Annotated in this window: 18 protein-coding genes; 5 read left to right on the forward strand and 13 right to left on the reverse strand. The window is 40.9% G+C overall.

Annotated elements, in window-relative coordinates:
- Positions 1–218: 218 nt before the first annotated feature.
- The 3 genes from ftsY to HMPREF2697_RS05050 are packed head-to-tail and all read right to left on the reverse strand — an operon-like array spanning position 219 to position 3232.
- Complete coding sequence (ftsY, locus tag HMPREF2697_RS05040) at positions 219–1616, reverse strand: signal recognition particle-docking protein FtsY (protein WP_070849821.1); 1398 nt, start codon at positions 1614–1616, stop codon at positions 219–221.
- A 10-nt stretch (positions 1617–1626) separates the two neighbouring features.
- Entirely contained in the window at positions 1627–2445 is an 819-nt protein-coding gene (locus tag HMPREF2697_RS05045; protein WP_070849823.1) for a Cof-type HAD-IIB family hydrolase, read from the reverse strand.
- Positions 2438–3232 carry an HAD-IIB family hydrolase gene (locus tag HMPREF2697_RS05050; RefSeq protein WP_013990229.1) on the reverse strand — a complete coding sequence of 265 codons (795 nt, stop codon included), beginning with the start codon at positions 3230–3232 and terminating at the stop codon, positions 2438–2440. Before HMPREF2697_RS05050 ends, HMPREF2697_RS05045 begins: the two co-directional genes overlap by 8 nt.
- A 181-nt stretch (positions 3233–3413) precedes the next feature.
- Here HMPREF2697_RS05050 and HMPREF2697_RS05055 point away from each other — a divergent pair, with 181 nt between their 5' ends.
- Genes HMPREF2697_RS05055 through HMPREF2697_RS05065 form a run of 3 tightly spaced genes read left to right on the forward strand, consistent with a single transcriptional unit; the run spans position 3414 to position 5291 of the window.
- Complete coding sequence (locus HMPREF2697_RS05055; protein ID WP_045772229.1) at positions 3414–3791, forward strand: GntR family transcriptional regulator; 378 nt, start codon at positions 3414–3416, stop codon at positions 3789–3791.
- 4 nt (positions 3792–3795) lie between these two features.
- On the forward strand, positions 3796–4494 hold the full coding sequence (locus HMPREF2697_RS05060; protein WP_002884466.1) for an ABC transporter ATP-binding protein: 699 nt from the start codon (positions 3796–3798) through the stop codon (positions 4492–4494).
- 11 nt (positions 4495–4505) lie between these two features.
- Positions 4506–5291, forward strand: coding sequence for a hypothetical protein (locus tag HMPREF2697_RS05065; RefSeq protein WP_045772228.1), 786 nt, complete (start codon positions 4506–4508; stop codon positions 5289–5291).
- 54 nt (positions 5292–5345) lie between these two features.
- Here HMPREF2697_RS05065 and HMPREF2697_RS05070 read toward each other — a convergent pair whose 3' ends face one another.
- From HMPREF2697_RS05070 to HMPREF2697_RS05115, 10 genes are all read right to left on the reverse strand, one after another.
- On the reverse strand, positions 5346–6275 hold the full coding sequence (locus HMPREF2697_RS05070; RefSeq protein WP_014634820.1) for an ATP-binding cassette domain-containing protein: 930 nt from the start codon (positions 6273–6275) through the stop codon (positions 5346–5348).
- Entirely contained in the window at positions 6268–7353 is a 1086-nt protein-coding gene (locus tag HMPREF2697_RS05075; protein WP_013990226.1) for an ABC transporter ATP-binding protein, read from the reverse strand. The genes HMPREF2697_RS05070 and HMPREF2697_RS05075 overlap by 8 nt, the downstream gene beginning before the upstream one ends.
- 9 nt (positions 7354–7362) lie before the next feature.
- Positions 7363–8289 (reverse strand): oligopeptide ABC transporter permease OppC, encoded by a 927-nt coding sequence (gene oppC, locus HMPREF2697_RS05080; RefSeq protein WP_002886846.1) that lies wholly within the window; start codon positions 8287–8289, stop codon positions 7363–7365.
- Positions 8289–9782, reverse strand: coding sequence for an ABC transporter permease (locus HMPREF2697_RS05085; protein WP_070849825.1), 1494 nt, complete (start codon positions 9780–9782; stop codon positions 8289–8291). The genes oppC and HMPREF2697_RS05085 overlap by 1 nt, the downstream gene beginning before the upstream one ends.
- Positions 9783–9842: 60 nt before the next feature.
- Positions 9843–11813: a peptide ABC transporter substrate-binding protein gene (locus HMPREF2697_RS05090; RefSeq protein WP_070849827.1), complete on the reverse strand. Its 1971-nt coding sequence runs from the start codon at positions 11811–11813 to the stop codon at positions 9843–9845.
- A gap of 180 nt (positions 11814–11993) precedes the next feature.
- A complete protein-coding gene (locus HMPREF2697_RS05095) occupies positions 11994–13964 on the reverse strand; it encodes a peptide ABC transporter substrate-binding protein (RefSeq protein ID WP_070849829.1) in 1971 nt (656 codons plus the stop codon).
- A 236-nt stretch (positions 13965–14200) separates the two neighbouring features.
- Positions 14201–15184 (reverse strand): phosphate acetyltransferase, encoded by a 984-nt coding sequence (gene pta, locus HMPREF2697_RS05100; protein WP_070849831.1) that lies wholly within the window; start codon positions 15182–15184, stop codon positions 14201–14203.
- A gap of 13 nt (positions 15185–15197) precedes the next feature.
- On the reverse strand, positions 15198–16094 hold the full coding sequence (locus HMPREF2697_RS05105) for an RluA family pseudouridine synthase (RefSeq protein WP_070849833.1): 897 nt from the start codon (positions 16092–16094) through the stop codon (positions 15198–15200).
- Entirely contained in the window at positions 16091–16927 is an 837-nt protein-coding gene (locus HMPREF2697_RS05110) for an NAD kinase (RefSeq protein WP_002884507.1), read from the reverse strand. The genes HMPREF2697_RS05105 and HMPREF2697_RS05110 overlap by 4 nt, the downstream gene beginning before the upstream one ends.
- Positions 16899–17573, reverse strand: a complete 675-nt coding sequence (locus HMPREF2697_RS05115) for a GTP diphosphokinase (RefSeq protein ID WP_045001570.1) — start codon at positions 17571–17573, stop codon at positions 16899–16901. The genes HMPREF2697_RS05110 and HMPREF2697_RS05115 overlap by 29 nt, the downstream gene beginning before the upstream one ends.
- A gap of 95 nt (positions 17574–17668) precedes the next feature.
- Between HMPREF2697_RS05115 and HMPREF2697_RS05120 the strand changes: the two genes are divergently transcribed.
- Both HMPREF2697_RS05120 and HMPREF2697_RS05125 read left to right on the forward strand, forming a co-directional pair.
- On the forward strand, positions 17669–18244 hold the full coding sequence (locus tag HMPREF2697_RS05120; protein ID WP_070849837.1) for a CYTH domain-containing protein: 576 nt from the start codon (positions 17669–17671) through the stop codon (positions 18242–18244).
- A gap of 273 nt (positions 18245–18517) precedes the next feature.
- Positions 18518–19489 (forward strand): ribose-phosphate diphosphokinase, encoded by a 972-nt coding sequence (locus tag HMPREF2697_RS05125; RefSeq protein WP_013990217.1) that lies wholly within the window; start codon positions 18518–18520, stop codon positions 19487–19489.
- The last annotated feature ends 2 nt before the right edge of the window (positions 19490–19491 follow it).

The following is a 19491-nucleotide window of genomic DNA, read 5'->3' on the forward strand; positions in this document are numbered from 1 at the left end:
TAAGATTAAAAATCTTCTTATGACTCACCTTAAAAAAGAGAAAGCAATCATCTCTTTTTATGGCTTAGGGGTTGTTCAGTGATTAAGTTACAGCTCACTTTTCAGAGCATGCGTTTTTCCTTACCATTTTACCAATAAAAGTGACTTTTTTCAAGGTGAGGACACCATTAAAAAGAGTGAATTCCTTTTCCCAGTACTCACTCTTTTTAAACACTCTTTTAAACCAAACCAGTCAAGAGACCTTGCATGAATTCTTCTGAATGGAACTCACCAATATCATCAATTTTCTCACCAAAACCAATTAACTTCACTGGAATATCCAACTCTTGGCGAATGGCTAGAACCACACCACCCTTGGCACTACCATCCAACTTAGTCAAGACAAGGCCTGTAAGAGGTGTGATTTTTGAAAATTCCTTAGCCTGACTAAGGGCATTTTGACCTGTTGAGGCATCCAAGGCCAAGAGGGTTTCATGAGGTGCTTCTGGAACCACACGTTTGATAATACGACCAATCTTTTCAAGCTCTGCCATAAGATTGTCTTTATTTTGCAAACGTCCCGCAGTATCAATCATAAGGACGTCAACTCCTTCAGCAAGGGCCTTTTCCATACCGTCAAAGACCACTGAAGCTGGGTCAGCCTTCTCAGCACCAGTCACTACTGGCACATCAACACGACGCCCCCACTCAACCAACTGAGCGACAGCTCCCGCACGGAAGGTATCAGCAGCTACCAACATAACCTTTTTGCCTTCTTGTTTGTATTTATGCGCCAACTTACCGATAGACGTTGTCTTACCAACCCCGTTGACACCAACGAAAAGCATGACTGTCAAACCATCTTGGAAATTAATCTGCTCCTTGTAGACATCATCCTTCTCGTAGATGTCCACAAGTTTTTCGATAATCAAGCGTTGCAAATCTTCAGTCTTTTTGACATTTTCAAGGCGGGCTTCATAGCGCAAGTCTTCCGTTAATTGCGTTGCAACATTAACCCCAACATCGGAAAGAATCAGCATTTCTTCCAATTCTTCGAAGAACTCCTCATCAACACGACGGAAATTCGCAAAGAATTCATTCAAGCGAGCAGCAAACCCTGTACGCGTCTTCTTAAGGGTACGATTGTATTTCTCTTGTTCTGTTTCAGTTTTTGAGGCCTGAACTTCTTCAGTTTTTTCCTCAACTTTACGGGTTTGAACAGCCTCAAAAGTAACCGTTTCACCTTTTTCTGCAGCAGCAGCTACCTGAGCCTTTTTAGCATAGTAATCAGCCATAACATCTGCGAAGTGGTTATCCACAGCGACTTGGCTTTCTTCTGACTCTGATACACCCTCTGCTTCACTTGACGCCTGATCATCAACAGATAGGTCCTCATCAGACGCTACTTCACTTTCTTCTGTTACAGTAGATTCGCTTTCTTCAACAGATTCTGTAGACAAAATCTCTTCTACTTGAGTCTCTGACTCACTGAGCTGTTCTGCTTGACTTTCACTTGTCCCTTCACTTGTTGACAAGTCTTGATTATCAAGGGCCTCAGTTTCTGAAATTTCTTGATTTGCTACAGTCTCCTGTGACTGGTTTTCCTCTTGTCCAAATAATCGATCAAATAGACCCATTTGGTTCTCCTTATTTCTCTAGAATATACTTGTAGATGGCCTCAGCCACTCCAGATTCCTCATTAGTTTTTGTCGTTACTGCCTTGGCAACAGCCTTTACCTTAGGAACAGCATTTGCCATAGCCACACCTAGACCAGCCCACTCCAACATGGTCAAGTCATTTTCCTCGTCTCCCATAGCCATTACCTGACTTTTATCAAGGGCAAGATAATCAGACAAAAGTTTCAAGCCTACAGCTTTATGAACTCCTTTGGGCATGACCTCAAGGATAATCTCACGAGACTTAAAAACTTCAAAATTCTGGTATAGCTGTTTAGGTAGTTTTTGAATTTGGGCATCCAAAAATGCTTCCTCACAGACCGTAACTACCTTATTATAGACGATATTTTCAGGAATGTCATCAATACTCTCCACATCGACGAAGGTCAAGGTAGGATTAGCCTGACGATAGAGAGAATGATTGCCTTTACTTGGCACACCATAGACAATGCCATCACTGATAACATCCATAGGGAGCCCTAGAGGTTCAAAGACAGCATAAATCTGCTTTAAATCTTCTCGACTCATCTCTTTCTTTATGAGGATATCCCCATTATTACGCTGAACCAAGCCACCATTGAAGGTCACACTATAGTGCTTATCATCTAACAAGCCCAAATCTTCCAAGATATGAGTAATAGCTGGCAGAGGACGACCAGTCGTAATGACCACATGAACTCCCTTAGCTTCTGCCGCCTTCAAAGCAGCTCTATTTTCAGCTGTTACTTGCTTATCCTTAGTAAAGAGGGTCCCATCTAGGTCCAAGGCTAGTAATTTAATCTCAGACATCTGAGCCCACCAATCCTTCCATGTAGTCAAAGACTGCACCATCTTTATGGTGACCAATCACCTCATCTGCTACTGCCTTAATCTCATCACGCGCATTTTCCGTAGCAACCGCACGCCCCGCGAAGGTCAACATCTCCATATCATTGAGATTATCACCAAAGGCTACAACATCTGAAGCCTGGCGCCCCAACTCTTGGCAAAGATGGTAAAGACCAAAGCCCTTGTCCACACCTTTAAGGATGATATCCATAGAATCAAAGCCAGTTGTCACAGCTGTCATATCCTCAAAAATCGTGTTGAGGTAGTCACCACGTTCCATGATGGTATCTCCTTGGAACTTAGCAGTTACCTTGAAAATATCATCTGTCACCGCTTCAAGGTCCGTTGCCATAACATTTTCATAGTAACGTTCCATGGCCTTAAGATAGGCTGGATCTGCATCGTTTGGTGCATAGGCACCTCGACGTCCCGACAAAAGAATTCCCTCACAAGTTGGCAAAGCTAGGGTTGTATCTGCAATTTCCAAATAATCCTTAGGGTCTAGTTTGGACTCAAACAAGACTTCACCCTTGTACTGAACCAAGGCCCCATTTTCCGCAATAATCGCAATGCGGTCCACAAACCCATCAAAAAGCTCTTCCAAAGCCAAGAGGGCTCGGCCAGAAGCTACGGTAAAAACGTAATCTTTAGCTTCACAAGCATCCAAAAGGTTATCCAAACGTGCTTTGTCATAGGCACCAAGATGGTCTAGAAAGGTACCATCCATATCTGTTGCTAAAATTTTCAAAATAATCTCCCTTCAGGTCGAATATACTTGCCCCTATTGTACCAAAAATAGGAATATAAGTTTGGGAAAAGCCAAAGAAATTAGAGAAAATATGGCATTTTACTTGCAAATTCAGTGTTTTAGTTGTATCATTACGGTAGTACAAAAATAATCCTATTATACTTTTAGAAAGGAGTCTCTTATGGCTTGGACATTTGATGAAAAATCGCCAATCTATCTCCAAATCGCCTATCGCGTCAAACTGAAGATAGCTTCCAAGGAATTGAGTATGGGACAACAACTCCTACCTGTAAGGGAATTTGCTCAGGAAGCCGGGGTCAATCCCAACACCGTACAAAGAGCCTTCCAAGAACTTGAAAAAGAGGGGCTGGTCTATTCTGCCCGTACCTCTGGTCGCTTTGTTACTGAAGATGAAAAACTTATTGATCAAAAACGACACGAGATTGCCCAAAGTCTCATGAAAAACTTTGTCACTGAGATGGCAGCCATTGGTTTTAGCTCACCTGAAATCAAAGCCATTATTACTGACTACATCCAACAAACAGGAAAGGACTTATAGACCGATGACTGATATTGTAACTCTAACAAATCTCACCAAGACCTATAATGGTATTCCAGCCCTTAGAGATGTGACCATGTCCATCCCGTCTGGTAAAATCATTGGTCTCTTAGGACCAAACGGTAGTGGTAAAACAACTCTCATCAAGATTTTGAATGGCCTCCTCCAACCCACTTCTGGTTTAGTAACCATTAATGGATTTCAGCCATCACCTATCACCAAAGCTCAAGTAGCATATCTACCTGATACAACTTATTTAGATGAAAGTAAGACTATCCAATACTACTTGGACTTCTTCCAAGATTTCTATGCTGACTTCCGCTATCCTCTTGCCTTGCAACTCTTGCAGGATTTAAAGCTCCAGCCTGATTTACGCCTTAAAGACCTTTCAAAAGGTAACAAAGAAAAAGTTCAGTTGATTTTGGTTATGAGTCGTGAGGCTAAACTCTATCTCCTCGATGAACCTATCGGTGGTGTCGATCCTGCATCACGTGACTACATCCTTAAAACCATCATCAACCAATACTCTGAAGATGCTTCTGTTATCATTTCAACCCATTTGATTGCAGACATTGAATCTGTCCTAGATGAAGTTGTCTTCTTAAAATACGGTCAGATTGAACTTCAGGGTGATGCTGATAATATTCGTCAAGCCCATGGCAAATCTATCGACAAACTCTTTAGAGAGATGTTCCACAACTAGGAGGTATGAGCATGTTTTGGAAATTAGTTAAGTATGAATTACAATCGGTCCGTAAATGGTATCTCGGCATCTATGGTATTGCCATCCTACTCTCTATCCCCTTAGGTTTAATGCTTCAAAAATTTATTTTTGTAACTGAACAGAGCCACCAAGAACCTAGTCTACTCTTTTTTGCTTTCTTCACACTGATGGTTTTTGCCACTATTATTGTTTGGGGAACTATTTATATAGCGACAATAGTCCTTATTATTAGACGCTTTGCAAAGACTGTCTTTGGAAGAGAAGGCTATCTAACCAATACGCTCCCAGTTTCTGCTCACCAATTAATCTTGTCTAAACTCTTGGTAGCCTTTATTTTAGATATCATTTCATCACTCGTTATACTCCTTTCGATTGGAATTATAGCTGCTTTCTGCCTTGATATGAAAGATATCCTCCTAGCTACCAGCTACTTTGGCCAGATCCTAAAAGAGATAGGCGCTTTCTACCTCTTCATCCCTTCTACAATCTTGTCAATGATTGCTGGTATCCTTTTCTATTACCTCTGTATTAGTATCGGAAACCTCTTCAACACTAACAAAGTTCTTATGGGATTTGTCGCCTTTTTCGCCATTCAGGCTATCCTATTCTTTATTGGTTTCTTCTTTGGACTCGGTGCAGCCTTGACCGGAGATGCAACATATACTGCAATTAATAACTCGTCATATATCATTAGTCTAGTTCAGTCTCTCATTCTCATCGCGGCAAGTTACTTTGGTACCTACTATATCATGACCAAACGCTTAAATTTGGACTAAAGAAAAACCGTGTTCCTTTTGGAACACGGTTTTTTTTGCATTGAAAAGACTTACTTACTTACTTTGTTCTTTACGATAAGTCTCGATTTCGGCTTTGTTACCCCAAACGAAGTGTCCTGGACGTACTTCAACCATTTCTGGTTTATCAACAGAATAGTCGTGTTGGTTTGGATCATAAACCTTCAAGACTTTCTTACGTTCCAAGATCGGATCTGGAATAGGAACAGCAGACAAGAGTGACTTGGTGTAAGGGTGGATAGGATTGTTGTAGAGTTCTTCTGTCTCAGCAACTTCCACGATTGTCCCCTTGTAGATAACAGCGATACGGTCAGAAATGAAACGGACCACTGACAAGTCGTGAGCGATAAAGAGGTAGGTCAATCCCAACTCTTTTTGGAATTTCTTAAGCAGGTTCAAAATTTGGGCACGAACTGACACGTCAAGGGCTGAGATTGGTTCGTCAGCGATGACCAAGTCAGGTTGCATAACCAAGGAACGCGCAATACCGATACGTTGACGTTGTCCTCCAGAAAATTCGTGAGGGTAACGTGTCAAGTGCTCCTCAAGAAGTCCCACTTCTTTGATGATTTCCTTGATTTTAGCTTTACGATCTTCCTCATCCTTATAGAGATGGAAGTTATGCAAGCCCTCAGACAAGATATAATCAACTGTTGCACGTTCATTCAAACTAGCCGCAGGGTCTTGGAAAATCATCTGAATACGACGGATAAGGTCGTTTTTCTCAGAGTGAGATAAGTGCCCATTGATTTTCTTACCGTCAAAAATAATCTCACCATTACTTGTATCATTCAGACCAATAATGGCACGACCGATAGTCGTTTTACCACTACCAGACTCACCAACGAGGGAAAAGGTTTCACCCTTGTTGATGAAAAAATTAGCATTGTGGACAGCAACGAATTTCTTGCTTCCTTCACCGAAGGAAATCTCCACATCTTTTACTTCAACTAACTTCTCAGGCATTGCCTTCCTCCTCATCTCCTAAATGTGCAAATCCCATATTAGTACGGATTTTTTCATGTAGATTTTGGATAACCTCAGGTTTTTCAACTTTTGGTGCATCCTCATGTAAGAGCCAGGTCTTAGCCCAGTGAGTATCTGAAACTTGGAATTGTGGTGCTTTTTCCTCGAAGTCAATTTGCATGGCATAGTCTGAACGCAAGGCAAAGGCATCTCCAACAACTGGTGTATAAAGTGATGGTGGTGTCCCTGGAATAGAGAAAAGCTCACCCTTATCGTCAGCCAACTGTGGCAAGCTTGAAAGCAAGCTCCAAGTGTATGGGTGACAAGGCTCATAGAAAATTTCCTCAACCGTTGCGTACTCGATGATTTCACCAGCATACATAACAGCAACCTTGTCAGCGATACTTGCTACCACACCAAGGTCATGGGTAATGAAAATCACTGAGAAACCATACTCCTCTTTGAGTGATTTCAAAAGGTCAATGATTTGAGCTTGAATGGTCACATCAAGGGCAGTTGTTGGCTCGTCACAGATAAGGACATCAGGACGACAAGCCAAGGCAATGGCAATGACGATACGTTGACGCATCCCACCAGAGTATTGGAAAGGATATTCGTTGAAACGTTTTTCAGCATCAGGAATACCAACCTTATCCATGTAATCAATGGCCATTTTTTTAGCTTCTTTGGCTGATTTTCCTTGGTGTTTGACAATAACTTCAACAATTTGGCTACCGATAGTCTTAATTGGGTCAAGACTGGTCATCGGATCTTGGAAGATAGTCGCAATCTTAGCCCCACGAATAGGTGCCCAATCTTGGTGACTCTTAAGTTTGGTCAAATCTTGGCCACGATAATCAATAGAACCGCTAGCTACACGACCATTTTCTTCAAGCATCCCTGTGAAAGTCTTAGTCAATACTGATTTACCTGAACCAGACTCACCAACCAAGGCTAAAACTTCACCTTCAACCAAATCAAGGGAAACTCCTCGAATGGCTGTCAAAACACGGTCACGAACGTCAAATTCCACGACGATATCGCGAGCCGATAATATTACATTTTTATTTTCTGTCATATTGGACTCCTATCTATGCGTACGTGGGTCGCTGGCATCCGCCAAGTTTTGACCGACAATAAAGAGAGCAAGGGAAACGAGGATCAAGGTAGTCAATGGAATCCAGAAGAGATAAGCATTGACTGTAACGTTCTGTGCATAGTCTGAAATCAAACGACCAAGACTAGGCGTCGTAACGGGAAGCCCCAAACCAAAGTATGAAAGGAAGGCTTCGTAAGAGATAAATCCTGGCAAGAGTTGACTAGCCATAGTTACGATAACTGACACAAGTTGCGGCATGATGTTTTTAACCACAATCTTAGCAGTTGGCGTTCCCAGTGTACGAGAAGCCAAGTTGTACTCCAAATCACGGTAACGCATGATTTGAATACGAATGGTATAGGCAATACCAATCCAACCTGTGACAGTCATGGCAAAGATCATATTCCAGAAACCAGCACCCAATGAGTAAGTCAAGACGATAACTACAAGGAGGGCAGGAATATTTGAGATGATGTTGTAGATTTCCATCATAATCATATCGAAGGTCTTAGAAATCCCCCAAACAGCACCTACAAGCAAACCAATGACAACGTTAAGGAAGGTAGCGATAACAGCAATAAGGATAGAATTACGAGCTCCAAACCAAACACTATCAAAGAGGGACTTACCATTACTGTCAGTACCGAACCAGTATTGAGCATTTGGATGTACATAACGCAAACTGAAATCATTTACTTTTGAGACATCATTGAAGTCAAATTTAGAGAACATTGGATAGATAAAACTCATCAAAACGATGGCAATCAAGATCCCCAACATTACTACTGTTGATTTCTTTTTAAAGAATTGACGCATCACTGATTTCCAGTAAGAATAAGCTGGTGCATCAATTGTTTCAGAGGCAAAATCATCGCGCTTTACAAATTGGAACTTACTTTTATCAATTGAAGCCATTATTTACCTCCTTTAGATGTCAATTTGATACGTGGGTCAATTATAGTCATAAGGATATCACCCACAAGCAATGAGAAGATGGTGAGAGCTGTGAAAATAAATACAAGACCCACAACCATAGCGTTATTTGAAGCACGAACAGAGTCGATCAACATTTTACCCATACCAGGGAAGGCAAAGATTGTTTCTGTCAAAGTTGCCCCTGTGATAACACTAACGATAGATGCCGGGATTCCTGAAACCAAGGAAACCATAGCATTTTTGAAAATGTGTTTATTCGAAATTTCTTGTTCTGACAACCCTTTGGCACGTGCAAAACGAACGAAGTCCTGTGATTGCAAGTCAATCATGTAACGACGAATCCAAATAGCAAGACCTGGTGTTGACAAGAGACCGAGAATAACAGATGGCAAGACGTATGAACGCCAGTCACCTGCACCCAAGATAGGGAAAGAATCTGGAAGACCAATCTCAGAACCAATCAAACGAATGATATAAACCAAGGCGATGGTTGGTAGTGAAAGCAAGAAAGTCAAGACACCTGTTGATACACTATCAAAGAGTGTGTTTTTAAAGCGTGCCATGTATGATCCCAATGGAATTGCCAAAGCATAAGACAAGACCAAACCAATCAAACCTGCAATAGCAGAACTTGTCACCATTGATGGGTATTGGTAGCGACTCTTGGTAGCTGTATATGGATCATTTCCATAGTAAGAACGATCTCTCGCATCAGCCTGACTTGGTGATTTATAAGTACGAGAGTAGATATCTACTGAAGATACCTTCTTACCAGTAGGGAAGTTGACCTCAGAGCTTTGTGTTTGCCCTTGACCTTGCGTAATAACATCAAGAACACCTTGCTCAGCATATGTTGGGTAAGAGGTACCAAGGTTCATCTTCACAAAGTTTTGGTGAACAAATGGGAACTGGCTGTTAAAGTAAAGCAAATATTTATGCTTAGTTCCTGAACCGACAACTGACCAACCGATAGCTGGATCATTTTCAATACGGATGTAACGCTTCAAGTTTGGATTTGTTTTATCTTTAACCCATCCAGTATTGTCAAATTCAAAGAGGTGCGTATAGAAGCCAAACACACGTTCAAGCACTGGCACATCACGTGTTGCATAGAATTGTTTACTTTGCTTGAATTGATGCAAACGCCAGCCATGTCCTAAACTATCCACATATTTTTGGTAAATAGCTTTATTTTCTTTTGTTGGCTTAGTGGTTACTGACTTATCAAGGGAGCTAGCTTTCTCCTGCAACTCCTTGGTGTCATAGTAATCAATGTAACCCATACGTTCATAGATTGTATTTTCATAGTTAGCCTTAGAATCAGCTGTCTTAGCAATCTTGTTGTAGTTTGGGTCCTGTCTGAAAATCAGACGCCTCGGCACCATGGTATAGATAATCGTGTAGGTCAAGGCCGTCACGACAAATATTGACAATAGAGAACGGAGGGTTCTCAATAAAATGTATTTTTTCATGTCTCTTCCTTTAATTCCAAAAGAACTTTCCCAATCTAATGAGAAAGTTCCATCGTCCTTTTATTTAACGTGTTTCTCAAGGTCTTTTTGAGCTTTTTCGTTGGACTTAGACTTTTCTTTAAGCCAGCTTTCACGGGCTTTATCATAGTTTTTCTTAGTGACAACATCTTTTTGAGGCTCAAGGTACTTGAAGTATCTGTCAGAACCCTTAGGTCCTACTTGAGAGTAAGCACCTGAGAATGGTGTCAAACGAGCTACCATTGGAGCAGCACCCTTATTAACCATAAGTGGCATGAAGAGTGAGCTATCTTCCAACCAAGCTTGTGCCTCTGCATAACGTTCATAACGTACGTTGAGGTCGCTTGTTTCTTTAGCTGCATTATCAACCAAAGCATCAAAGTCTTTAAGACCTACTTGAGCTGCTGCTGCATTGTTAGGATCGTCGAATCCCATGTAAGTTTTTGTGTTCTCACTAGCTGTTGTCTTGAAGATATCAAGGAATGTTGATGGGTCTTCGTAGTCAGGCACCCAAGCAACTGAAATATTGATATCCCAGTCTTCTGCTGCTGCGTTAGCTGCATACAAAGTACTGTTAAGAAGATCATCTTGAGACATTTGGTTAACGTCTACAACAACATTTTCTTTACCGAGTGTCTTTTCAACAGATTGTTTCAAAGATTGTGCACGTGCTACAGTTGGTTTTGCAGCTTGGTCAACTGGAAGGTCCAAGTGAATTGGGAATTGAACACCTTGTGCTTGGAGAGCTTCCTTAGCTTTATTAAATTCAGTCTTAGCCTTATCAGCGTTGAAGAGACCATCTTGACTGTCTTTAAGGTTAACACCTGACCACTCGTCACCATATGAAGGCATCTTTTCAGTTACCAAATCACCGAATGACTTGTCACCAGCATAAACAAAATCAGGTTTCACAAGAATGTTACGAACAGCAAGTGCTGCACCTTTTTCACCATTAAGTTGTGCTGAATAAGCTGTACGGTCAATAGCAAAGTTAACTGATTGACGGAAGTCCTTGTTAAGAAGAGCTTTCTTAGTTGAATCTTTCTCAGCATCAGTCTTTTTAGCTGTATGGTTGTAAGACTGACGGTCAATATTAACACCAACCCCACCAATATCTGCAGATGGTTGTGTATAGAAGATATTATCTTTATATTGTTTTTCTACTGAATTAAAGTTTGAGCTTGTTGGATATAGACGTGCTTGGCTATAAGCGCCATCAGTGAAATTACGAACAAGCGACTCTTGGTCTGATGCATCGTAGAAAGAAAGTTTAATGCCATCGAAGTGGACATTCTTCTTATCCCAGTAGTTTTCATTTTTAGCCAATTCAATAGATGATTTAGCTGTCAATGACTTAAGGATGTATGGACCATTATAAAGGATAGATGATGGATCTGTTGATTTACCAAAGCTATCCCCTTTTGACTTAAGGAACTCTTCATTTACAGGCCAGAAGAGAGAATAAGTCATCTTAGAATTCCAGTAAGGTTCTGGTTGTTTAAGTGTGTACTGAAGAGTGTAATCATCAAGTGCTTTAACGCCAACTTTAGAGAAGTCTTTATCAGTACCATTGAAATAATCAGCAAGACCTACTACAGAATCTTTTGCCAAGTAAATTGACTCTGTCTTTTTATCAGCAGCATGCTTAAGACCTGTTACGAAGTCCTTAGCTGTTACTTCCGCATACTCTTCACCGTCTGAAGTATACCATTTAACTCCCTTACGAAGTTTGTAAGTATAAGTCAAACCATCAGCTGAAACAGTCCAGTCCTTAGCAATTGAAGGTACCAAGTTACCATATTTATCGTTTTCCAAAAGGCCATCGACACCATTTGTCACAGCATCAGTCGTTGAACCTTTATTGGAAATAAGGTAATCCAATGTTTCAGGATCAGCAGTATAAACATAGTTATAAGTATTGCTTGAAGTGTTTGATTTTGATGAACAAGCCACTAAAACCCCAACACTTAGGAGGGAAACACCCGCAATGGCCAACCATTTACTTTTTTTCATAAGCATTCTCCAAAAAATCTTTTTTATATGCCTACATTATACCATAAAAAATAAGATGAGTACAATTTTCAGAATATTTTGTCTTATACTGACTTTCTCACAATTATACCCCTTATGAACACTATGGATTAGCCCTTTTGGGACAAAAGAAAAAGGCTAACTGCCTTTTTCTCAAGAATATTATTTAACGTGTTTCTCAAGATCTTTTTGAGCTTTTTCGTTAGATGCTTTCTTTTCTTTAAGCCATTTTTCACGACTTTGTTCATATTCTTTCTTAGTAACTACTTTTTCTTGTGGTTTCACATATTTGAAGTAGTCTGATGAGTTCTTATCACCCACTTGCATGCTAGCACCCGTAAATGGTGTCAAGCGTGAGATAACTGGTGCTGCACCGTTACCAACAGTCAATGGAATGACAAGCGAGCTATCTTCCAACCAAGCTTGAGCTTGAGCATAGCGGTCATAACGAGCGTTGAGGTCTGTTGTTTCTGAAGCTGCTGAATCAAGCAAGGCATCATAATCTTTAAGACCTACTTGAGCTGCGGCCGCATTGTTTGGATCATCATAACCCATGAAAGTCTTGGTATTTTCACTTGAAGTTGTCTTAAAGATATCAAGGTAAGTTGATGGATCTTGATAGTCTGGACCCCAAACCACACCGTTTGAAATATCCCAGTCTTCTGCTGTCGCATTAGCCGCATTAAGAGTAGCATTTTGCATATCATCAGATGACAACTGGTTGATATCGATAACGACATTTTCACTGCCCAATGATTTTTCAATCGTTTGTTTCAATGATTGAGCTTGAGCAACATTAAGTTTAGAACTTTGATCAACTGGAAGGTCCAAGTGAATTGGGAATTGAACACCTTCACCTTGAAGAGCTTCTTTGGCTTTGGCAAACTCAGTCTTAGCTTTTTCCGCATTGTAGAGACCATCTTGACCATCCGCAAAATTGACACCAGACCATTCATCACCGTAAGTGCTCATCTTGTCTGTCACAAGGTCACCAAAGGTCTTATCACCTGCACTGACAAAATCAGAAGGAACAAAGAGGTTACGTATAGCAAGAGCAGCCCCATCTTTACCGTTTACTTGTGATTGATAGGCTGTACGGTCAATAGCGAAGTTGATTGATTGACGGAAGTCTTTGTTTAGAAGAGCCTTCTTAGTTGATGTCTTTTCAGCATCTGTCTTCTTAGCTGAGAATTTATAGCTTTGACGGTCAATATTCACACCAATAGCTGATGTCGATGCACCTGGTGCAGTGTAATAAATGTTATCTTTATATTTCTTTTCTACTGACGCATAGTTAGAGCTCATAGGGAAGACACGTGCAATGCTGAGACCACCATCAGAGAAACTACGTTCTTGTGATTCTTGGTCAGAGCCATCATAATATGACAATTTGATAGAGTCAAAATGCACATTTTTCTTATCCCAGTAATTCTCATTCTTAGTCAACTCGATAGATGATTTAGCTGTCAAAGATTTAAGAAGGAAAGGACCATTATAGAGGATAGATGTTGGGTCTGTTGACTTACCAAAATCTTTTCCTTTGTTCTTAAGAAAGTCTTCGTTAACCGGGAAGAGCAAACCATAGGTTGTCTTAGAGTTCCAGTATGGTTCTGGTTTTTTAAGGGTGTATTGCAATGTATAATCGTCGATTGCTTTAACGCCTACATTTGAGAAATCTTTATTGGCACCAGAGAGGTAGTCAGACAAGCCAGCAATAGAATCTTGCACCAAGTAAAGAGCTCCAGCTTTGCTATCAGCCGCATGCTTAAGACCAGTCACAAAGTCCTTAGCAGTCACATCAGCATATTCTTCACCATCAGAAGTATACCATTTAACACCCTTACGGATTTTATAGGTATAAGTAAGACCGTCTTGAGAGACAGACCAATCTTCAGCTACTGAGGGAACAAGATTTCCATATTTATCTGCTTCCATAAGACCATCTACACCGTTAGTTACAGCAGTCTTAGTAGGTCCAGTATTTGACGTGATATAGTCTAAAGTTTCAGGATCTGAGTTATAAATATAACCATAAGTCGTTCCACTAGTACTTGACTTAGAAGAACAAGCCGCTAAGGCACCTACACTGAGGAGTGCCACACCCGCAAGGGCTAACCATTTGCTTTTTTTCATAAGATTTCTCCAAAAAATAAAATTTTACTCTTTCATTATAGCATAAATAATCAAGAAAAGCAGTCGTTGCCAGACAATTTTGCACAAGCATTTTACATGATAAAACACGACAAACTCAATAGTCCCTTGTATTCCCTATATTTCTAGCCACTTCATTCAATTTATTTTTAATCACTCGTCATGCATAAAACAAAAAGGTCTAACACCTTGGTCAGACCTCTGTTTTTAAGTTAAAATTAGCCATTAAGAGCTTGAGCAGCTGTGATAATCGCCAAATTGTAAATATCTTCAGCACTAGCCCCACGTGAAAGGTCGTTAACAGGTTTATTAAGACCTTGCAAGATTGGACCGATAGCTTCGAACATTCCCAAACGTTGGGCAATCTTATATCCAATGTTACCTGCTTGCAAACCTGGGAAGACAAAGACATTGGCATGTCCTGCTACGTTACTATCTGGAGCCTTAATAGCAGCTGTTGCTGGAACAAAGGCTGCATCAAACTGCAACTCACCATCAATAGCCAAGTCAGGACGCATTTCTTTAGCAATATTTGTTGCTTGAACAACCCTGTCAACTTTTGGCGATTTCGCAGAACCTTTAGTTGAGAAGCTAAGCATGGCCACTTTAGGATCAATACCAAAAACTTTAGCTGTTTCAGCAGTATTAATTGCAATTTCTGCCAATTCTTGAGCATTTGGTTCAATGTTGATGGCACAGTCGGCAAACACCAAACGATGATCGGTATTTTCACGGTTCATAAGGAAAACACCTGATGTACGTGAAATGCCTGGTTTTGTTTTGATAATTTGAAGGGCAGGACGCACCGTATCCGCTGTTGAGTGAATAGCACCTGAAACCATTCCATCAGCAAGACCAAGTTTAACTAGCATAACACCGAAATAGTTCACATCACGAAGCAATTTCTCTGCATCTTCGATCGTTGCTTTTCCTTTACGGATCTCAACAAATTTTTCCTTCATTTCCTCAAAACCTTCATAGGCTTCAGGATTAATAATCGTATAGTTAAAGTCTGCAAAGCCAAAATCGCTCAAGATTTTGTGAACCTCAACTGGGTCTCCCAAAATAATAGGATCCACCAATCCTTCAAATTTCAAACGGGCAGCAGCACGAACCACACGGTCGTCGTTACCCTCAGGAAAAACAATCTTAACACCTTTCCCTAAAATACGTTCACGAAGTTCACCAAATAGACTACGCATAAAAAATCCTCAATCAATCTTTTTTAGTTTGTAAGTTCATGATAACGGTTTCAAAATCATCTGTCAAGGAAGATGCATGGACCATCTCTTTTTTGGTGAAAGGATCGATAAAGGCAAGACGATGACAATGCAAGGCCTGGCGCTTAATACCATAATCTAGGGAACCGCCATAAAGGTCGTCTCCCAAAAGAGGCAAACCTAAGTGGGCAAAGTGCACACGAATCTGATGCGTACGTCCAGTATGAAGATTGATATCAACCAACTTCACTCGACCATAATCAGCTACCAAGCGATAGCTCGTATGGGCATATTTCCCTGATTTATGAACCCGACGTGTAATAATAGAATCCACATCACGCGCAATCGGTGCAATGATTTCACCCTGCTCCTCAAGTTTTGTATCACCTTCAACCAAGGCATAGTAATGTTTCTTAATAGACTTCTGCTGCAACTGTTTATCCATACGCGCGTGGGCATAACCATGCTTAGCAAACAACATGAGACCAGATGTATCCTTATCCAGACGTGTCACGATATGCACACGCTGATTAGGATAATTATTGCTAACGAAGTGATGTTTGACGAAATTAGCCATAGTATTGTCATGGTTGACACTTGGAATACTAGCATAGCCATAAGGTTTATTAATCACCAAGAAGTTGTCATCCTCATAGACAATATCCAAGTCAAAAGGAATAGGTTTCAAGGTCTCGTGCGGTGCCTCATCAGGGATTTCAATGGCAATCACATCTCCTTCATGGACAGGATAAGTCGCAAACTGCTCCTCACCATTGACCCAAATATGACCGCCCTCAAACTTAATCTTGGCTAGAATACCTTTAGAAATATCGTGCTCCTTCAAAAAGGTCTTAACCCGACAAGAACGCCCTACTGTAAACTCATATCTCATTCTTCCATGTCTCCGATAAAGGAATCACGTACACGTTCCCAGAAACTTGTATGGCTGGCACTAGCCACAAAGGAAATCTTACGTTGGTCAATTGAGAATTCTACCTTTTTCACATTACGGTTGGTATAGGTTTTATTATCAACGGATAGAGTATAGCTTCCCATTCGAGTAGGATAAACCGTAATCTTCTCATGCTTAGGTACAATAAGGGGACTTCCTAGGGTACGGTACACACGATTATTAAGACTGGCAATCTCAGTCAGTTGCAAGGCTTCAATGGTAGGATGAAGGACTGCACCACCCAAAGATTTATTGTAGGCCGTTGATCCTGTAGGCGTTGACACCGACAACCCATCTCCACGGAAGCTCTCAAACAAGACATCATTAAGGCAAACATCTGCTGCCATGGTTTTCTCATTACGCTTGATGGCTGCTTCATTGAGAGCAATCGACGTAAAAGAACGCCCGTCAGCCAGGGTCAATTTGACATTCAAAAGAGGGTAAGAAATCTTAGCACCACTGTCTTTTCGAAGCGTCTCAATTAATTGATCCACTTCACTGTCCAAATAATCCGTATAAAAGCCTAAGTGACCCGTGTGAATCCCTACAAAACGCACACGAGCAAGCTCTTTTTCATACATATGAAAGGCCGATAGCAACATGCCATCACCACCAATTGAGATGACCACATCTGGATTTTTCTTGGTCAAATAAAAATCAGGATCATCTCGAAAGGCATTAAAAAGTTTCGAGGCAACACGCCTACTTTGGGGTTTGCCATTGGCAATAATAGCTACCTTCATCTCATCCGAAGAGGTCTTCATCTGTGTCATCACTATTTCCTACACTATCCTTCAAAGTTCTGTTAATTGGATCAAAGAGCAACTGGGCTTCTCTAATATCATCACGTATCTTACGCATTTCTTCATCAAGTTCATAAGCCATACGAGCCGTAGTTTCCAAACGAAGTTTAATCTCCTCTGGAAAGTTCCCCTGATACTTGTAATTAAGGGAATGTTCAATGGTGGCCCAAAAGTTCATGGCTAGAGTCCTAATCTGAATCTCCGCAAGAATTTCCTTACGACCATCAATGGTATCAACGGGATAAGAGACGATAACATGATAAGAGCGATAACCCGAATGTTTACGGTTTCTGATGTAGTCACGCTCTGAAACAATGGTCATATCACTACGGCGACGAAGCAAAGCCAAAACTTCATCCACATCATCGACAAACTGGACCATGACTCGGAGACCAGCAATATCCTGCATATCTTGGGCCAGATTTTCAACCGAAAGGCCACGAAGGGCGATTTTCTCCTCAATGGAAGCCACTGACTTCACACGTCCGGTCACAAATTCAATAGGCGAGTGACGATTTTGCTTACGAAATTGTTTACGAATGCCTCGGAGCTTGATTTTGAGCTCACCTACGGCCTGAATATAGGGGTCTAAAAATTGTTCCCAATCCATGGTCAAGATAGGACTCCTCCTTGTCAAAAGCTTTAGTTTTTTATAAAATAAATACAATCTGTTATATTATACCACATTTGAAAGCACAAGGGAGGACACACATGAACCATTTAGAGATAGAGTACAAGACTCTACTCACCAAAGACGAGTACAATCGTTTAGCGATTCTTTTCTCCCATGTGACACCTGTTACGCAAACCAACTACTACATCGACACTCCTCAGAGTGACATGAAAAATAAAAAACTCTCCTTGCGTATCAGGACGCTTCCCACTCATGGTGAGCTGACCTTGAAGATACCTGAAAAAGTCGGGAACATGGAGTACAACGTTACCATGGATTGTTCGGATGCTAAGGCTTTGACTAAGTCGTTGGACTTTCCTGATTGTCAGATCAAATCCATTCTTCTGGAACGTGGGGTTAAACTTGAGGACCTAACCATCCTCGGGCATTTGACCACTACCCGTCGCGAGTATCAGACCAACATCGGCCTCATGGCCCTCGATGTCAATGTCTATGCCGATAAGAAAGACTACGAGCTTGAACTAGAAGTTTCGGATGCTGAGAAAGGTAAAGAAGACTTTGATGCTTTCCTTAAAGAAAATAACATTGACTTTAAATATGCCAAGAGTAAGGTTGCACGCTTTGTAGCTACCCTCAAACGAGACAAAGACTAAAATTTAGACAAGGAGTTGGCTCCTTGTCTTTTTATGTTCAAACACATGCAGCGTTAAATAATACAAGCATTTTATCTCATAAATGACTTCCAGAGGTCTAAAAACGCATACAAAGGAATTTTATCTAACAAAGGTTCGGTATTTTTCACTAATATCATACTTTGATGGCTGAAATTTCTGCTTCTTTTTGCTAAAATAGAACTGTCTGTAGTTTTATTACAATAGCCCTAACTGGGCTTAGCATCTTATTTTTTTAAAGGAGTCACCATCGTCATGGTACATCAAAAAGCAAACCCACAATTGAAATTGTTCTCGCTCAGCTCAAACCCAGAAATTGCTGAAAAAATTGCTGAGGCTACTGGATTGCCACTTGGTAAAGTATCTTCACGTCAATTTTCTGACGGTGAAATCATGATCAACATCGAAGAGTCTGTTCGTGGGGACGATATTTATATCATCCAATCTACTAGCAACCCTGTTAACGACCACCTTTGGGAATTGCTCATCATGATTGATGCCTGCAAACGTGCCAGTGCTAACTCTGTCAACGTGGTTATGCCTTACTTTGGTTATGCACGTCAAGACCGTATCGCTGCTTCACGTGAACCAATCACTGCTAAATTGATTGCCAATATGCTGGTTAAAGCTGGTGTCAATCGTGTCTTGACACTTGACCTTCACGCTGTCCAAGTTCAAGGTTTCTTCGATATCCCAGTAGATAACCTCTTCACAATGCCATTGTTTGCTGAATACTACAACGAAAAAGGATTCACAGGAAGTGATGTTGTCGTTGTTAGCCCTAAAAACTCAGGTGTTAAACGTGCTCGTAGCTTGGCGGAATACCTTGATGCACCAATCGCTATCATTGACTACGCTCAAGATGATTCAGAACGCGAAGAAGGCTACATCATCGGTGAGGTTGAAGGAAAAACAGCAATTTTGGTTGATGATATCCTTAATACTGGTAAAACATTTGCTGAAGCAGCTAAAATCCTTGAACGTGGTGGCGTTAAAGACATCTATGCAGTTGCTAGTCACGGGCTTTTTGCAGGAGGTGCTGCCGAAGTCCTCAACGCTGCTCCAATCAAAGAAATCTTGGTAACAGATTCAGTTGCGACTAAAGAAAAAGTGCCTACAAACGTTAAATACATTTCAGCAAGTGAGCTAATCGCTAACGCTACTACTCGTATCTTCGAACGTCAACCACTTAGTCCACTCTTTGCATATACAGCACACGAGGACTAAGC

It is taken from the genome of Streptococcus sp. HMSC064D12 (assembly GCF_001837205.1).
Lineage (GTDB): Bacteria > Bacillota > Bacilli > Lactobacillales > Streptococcaceae > Streptococcus > Streptococcus salivarius_D.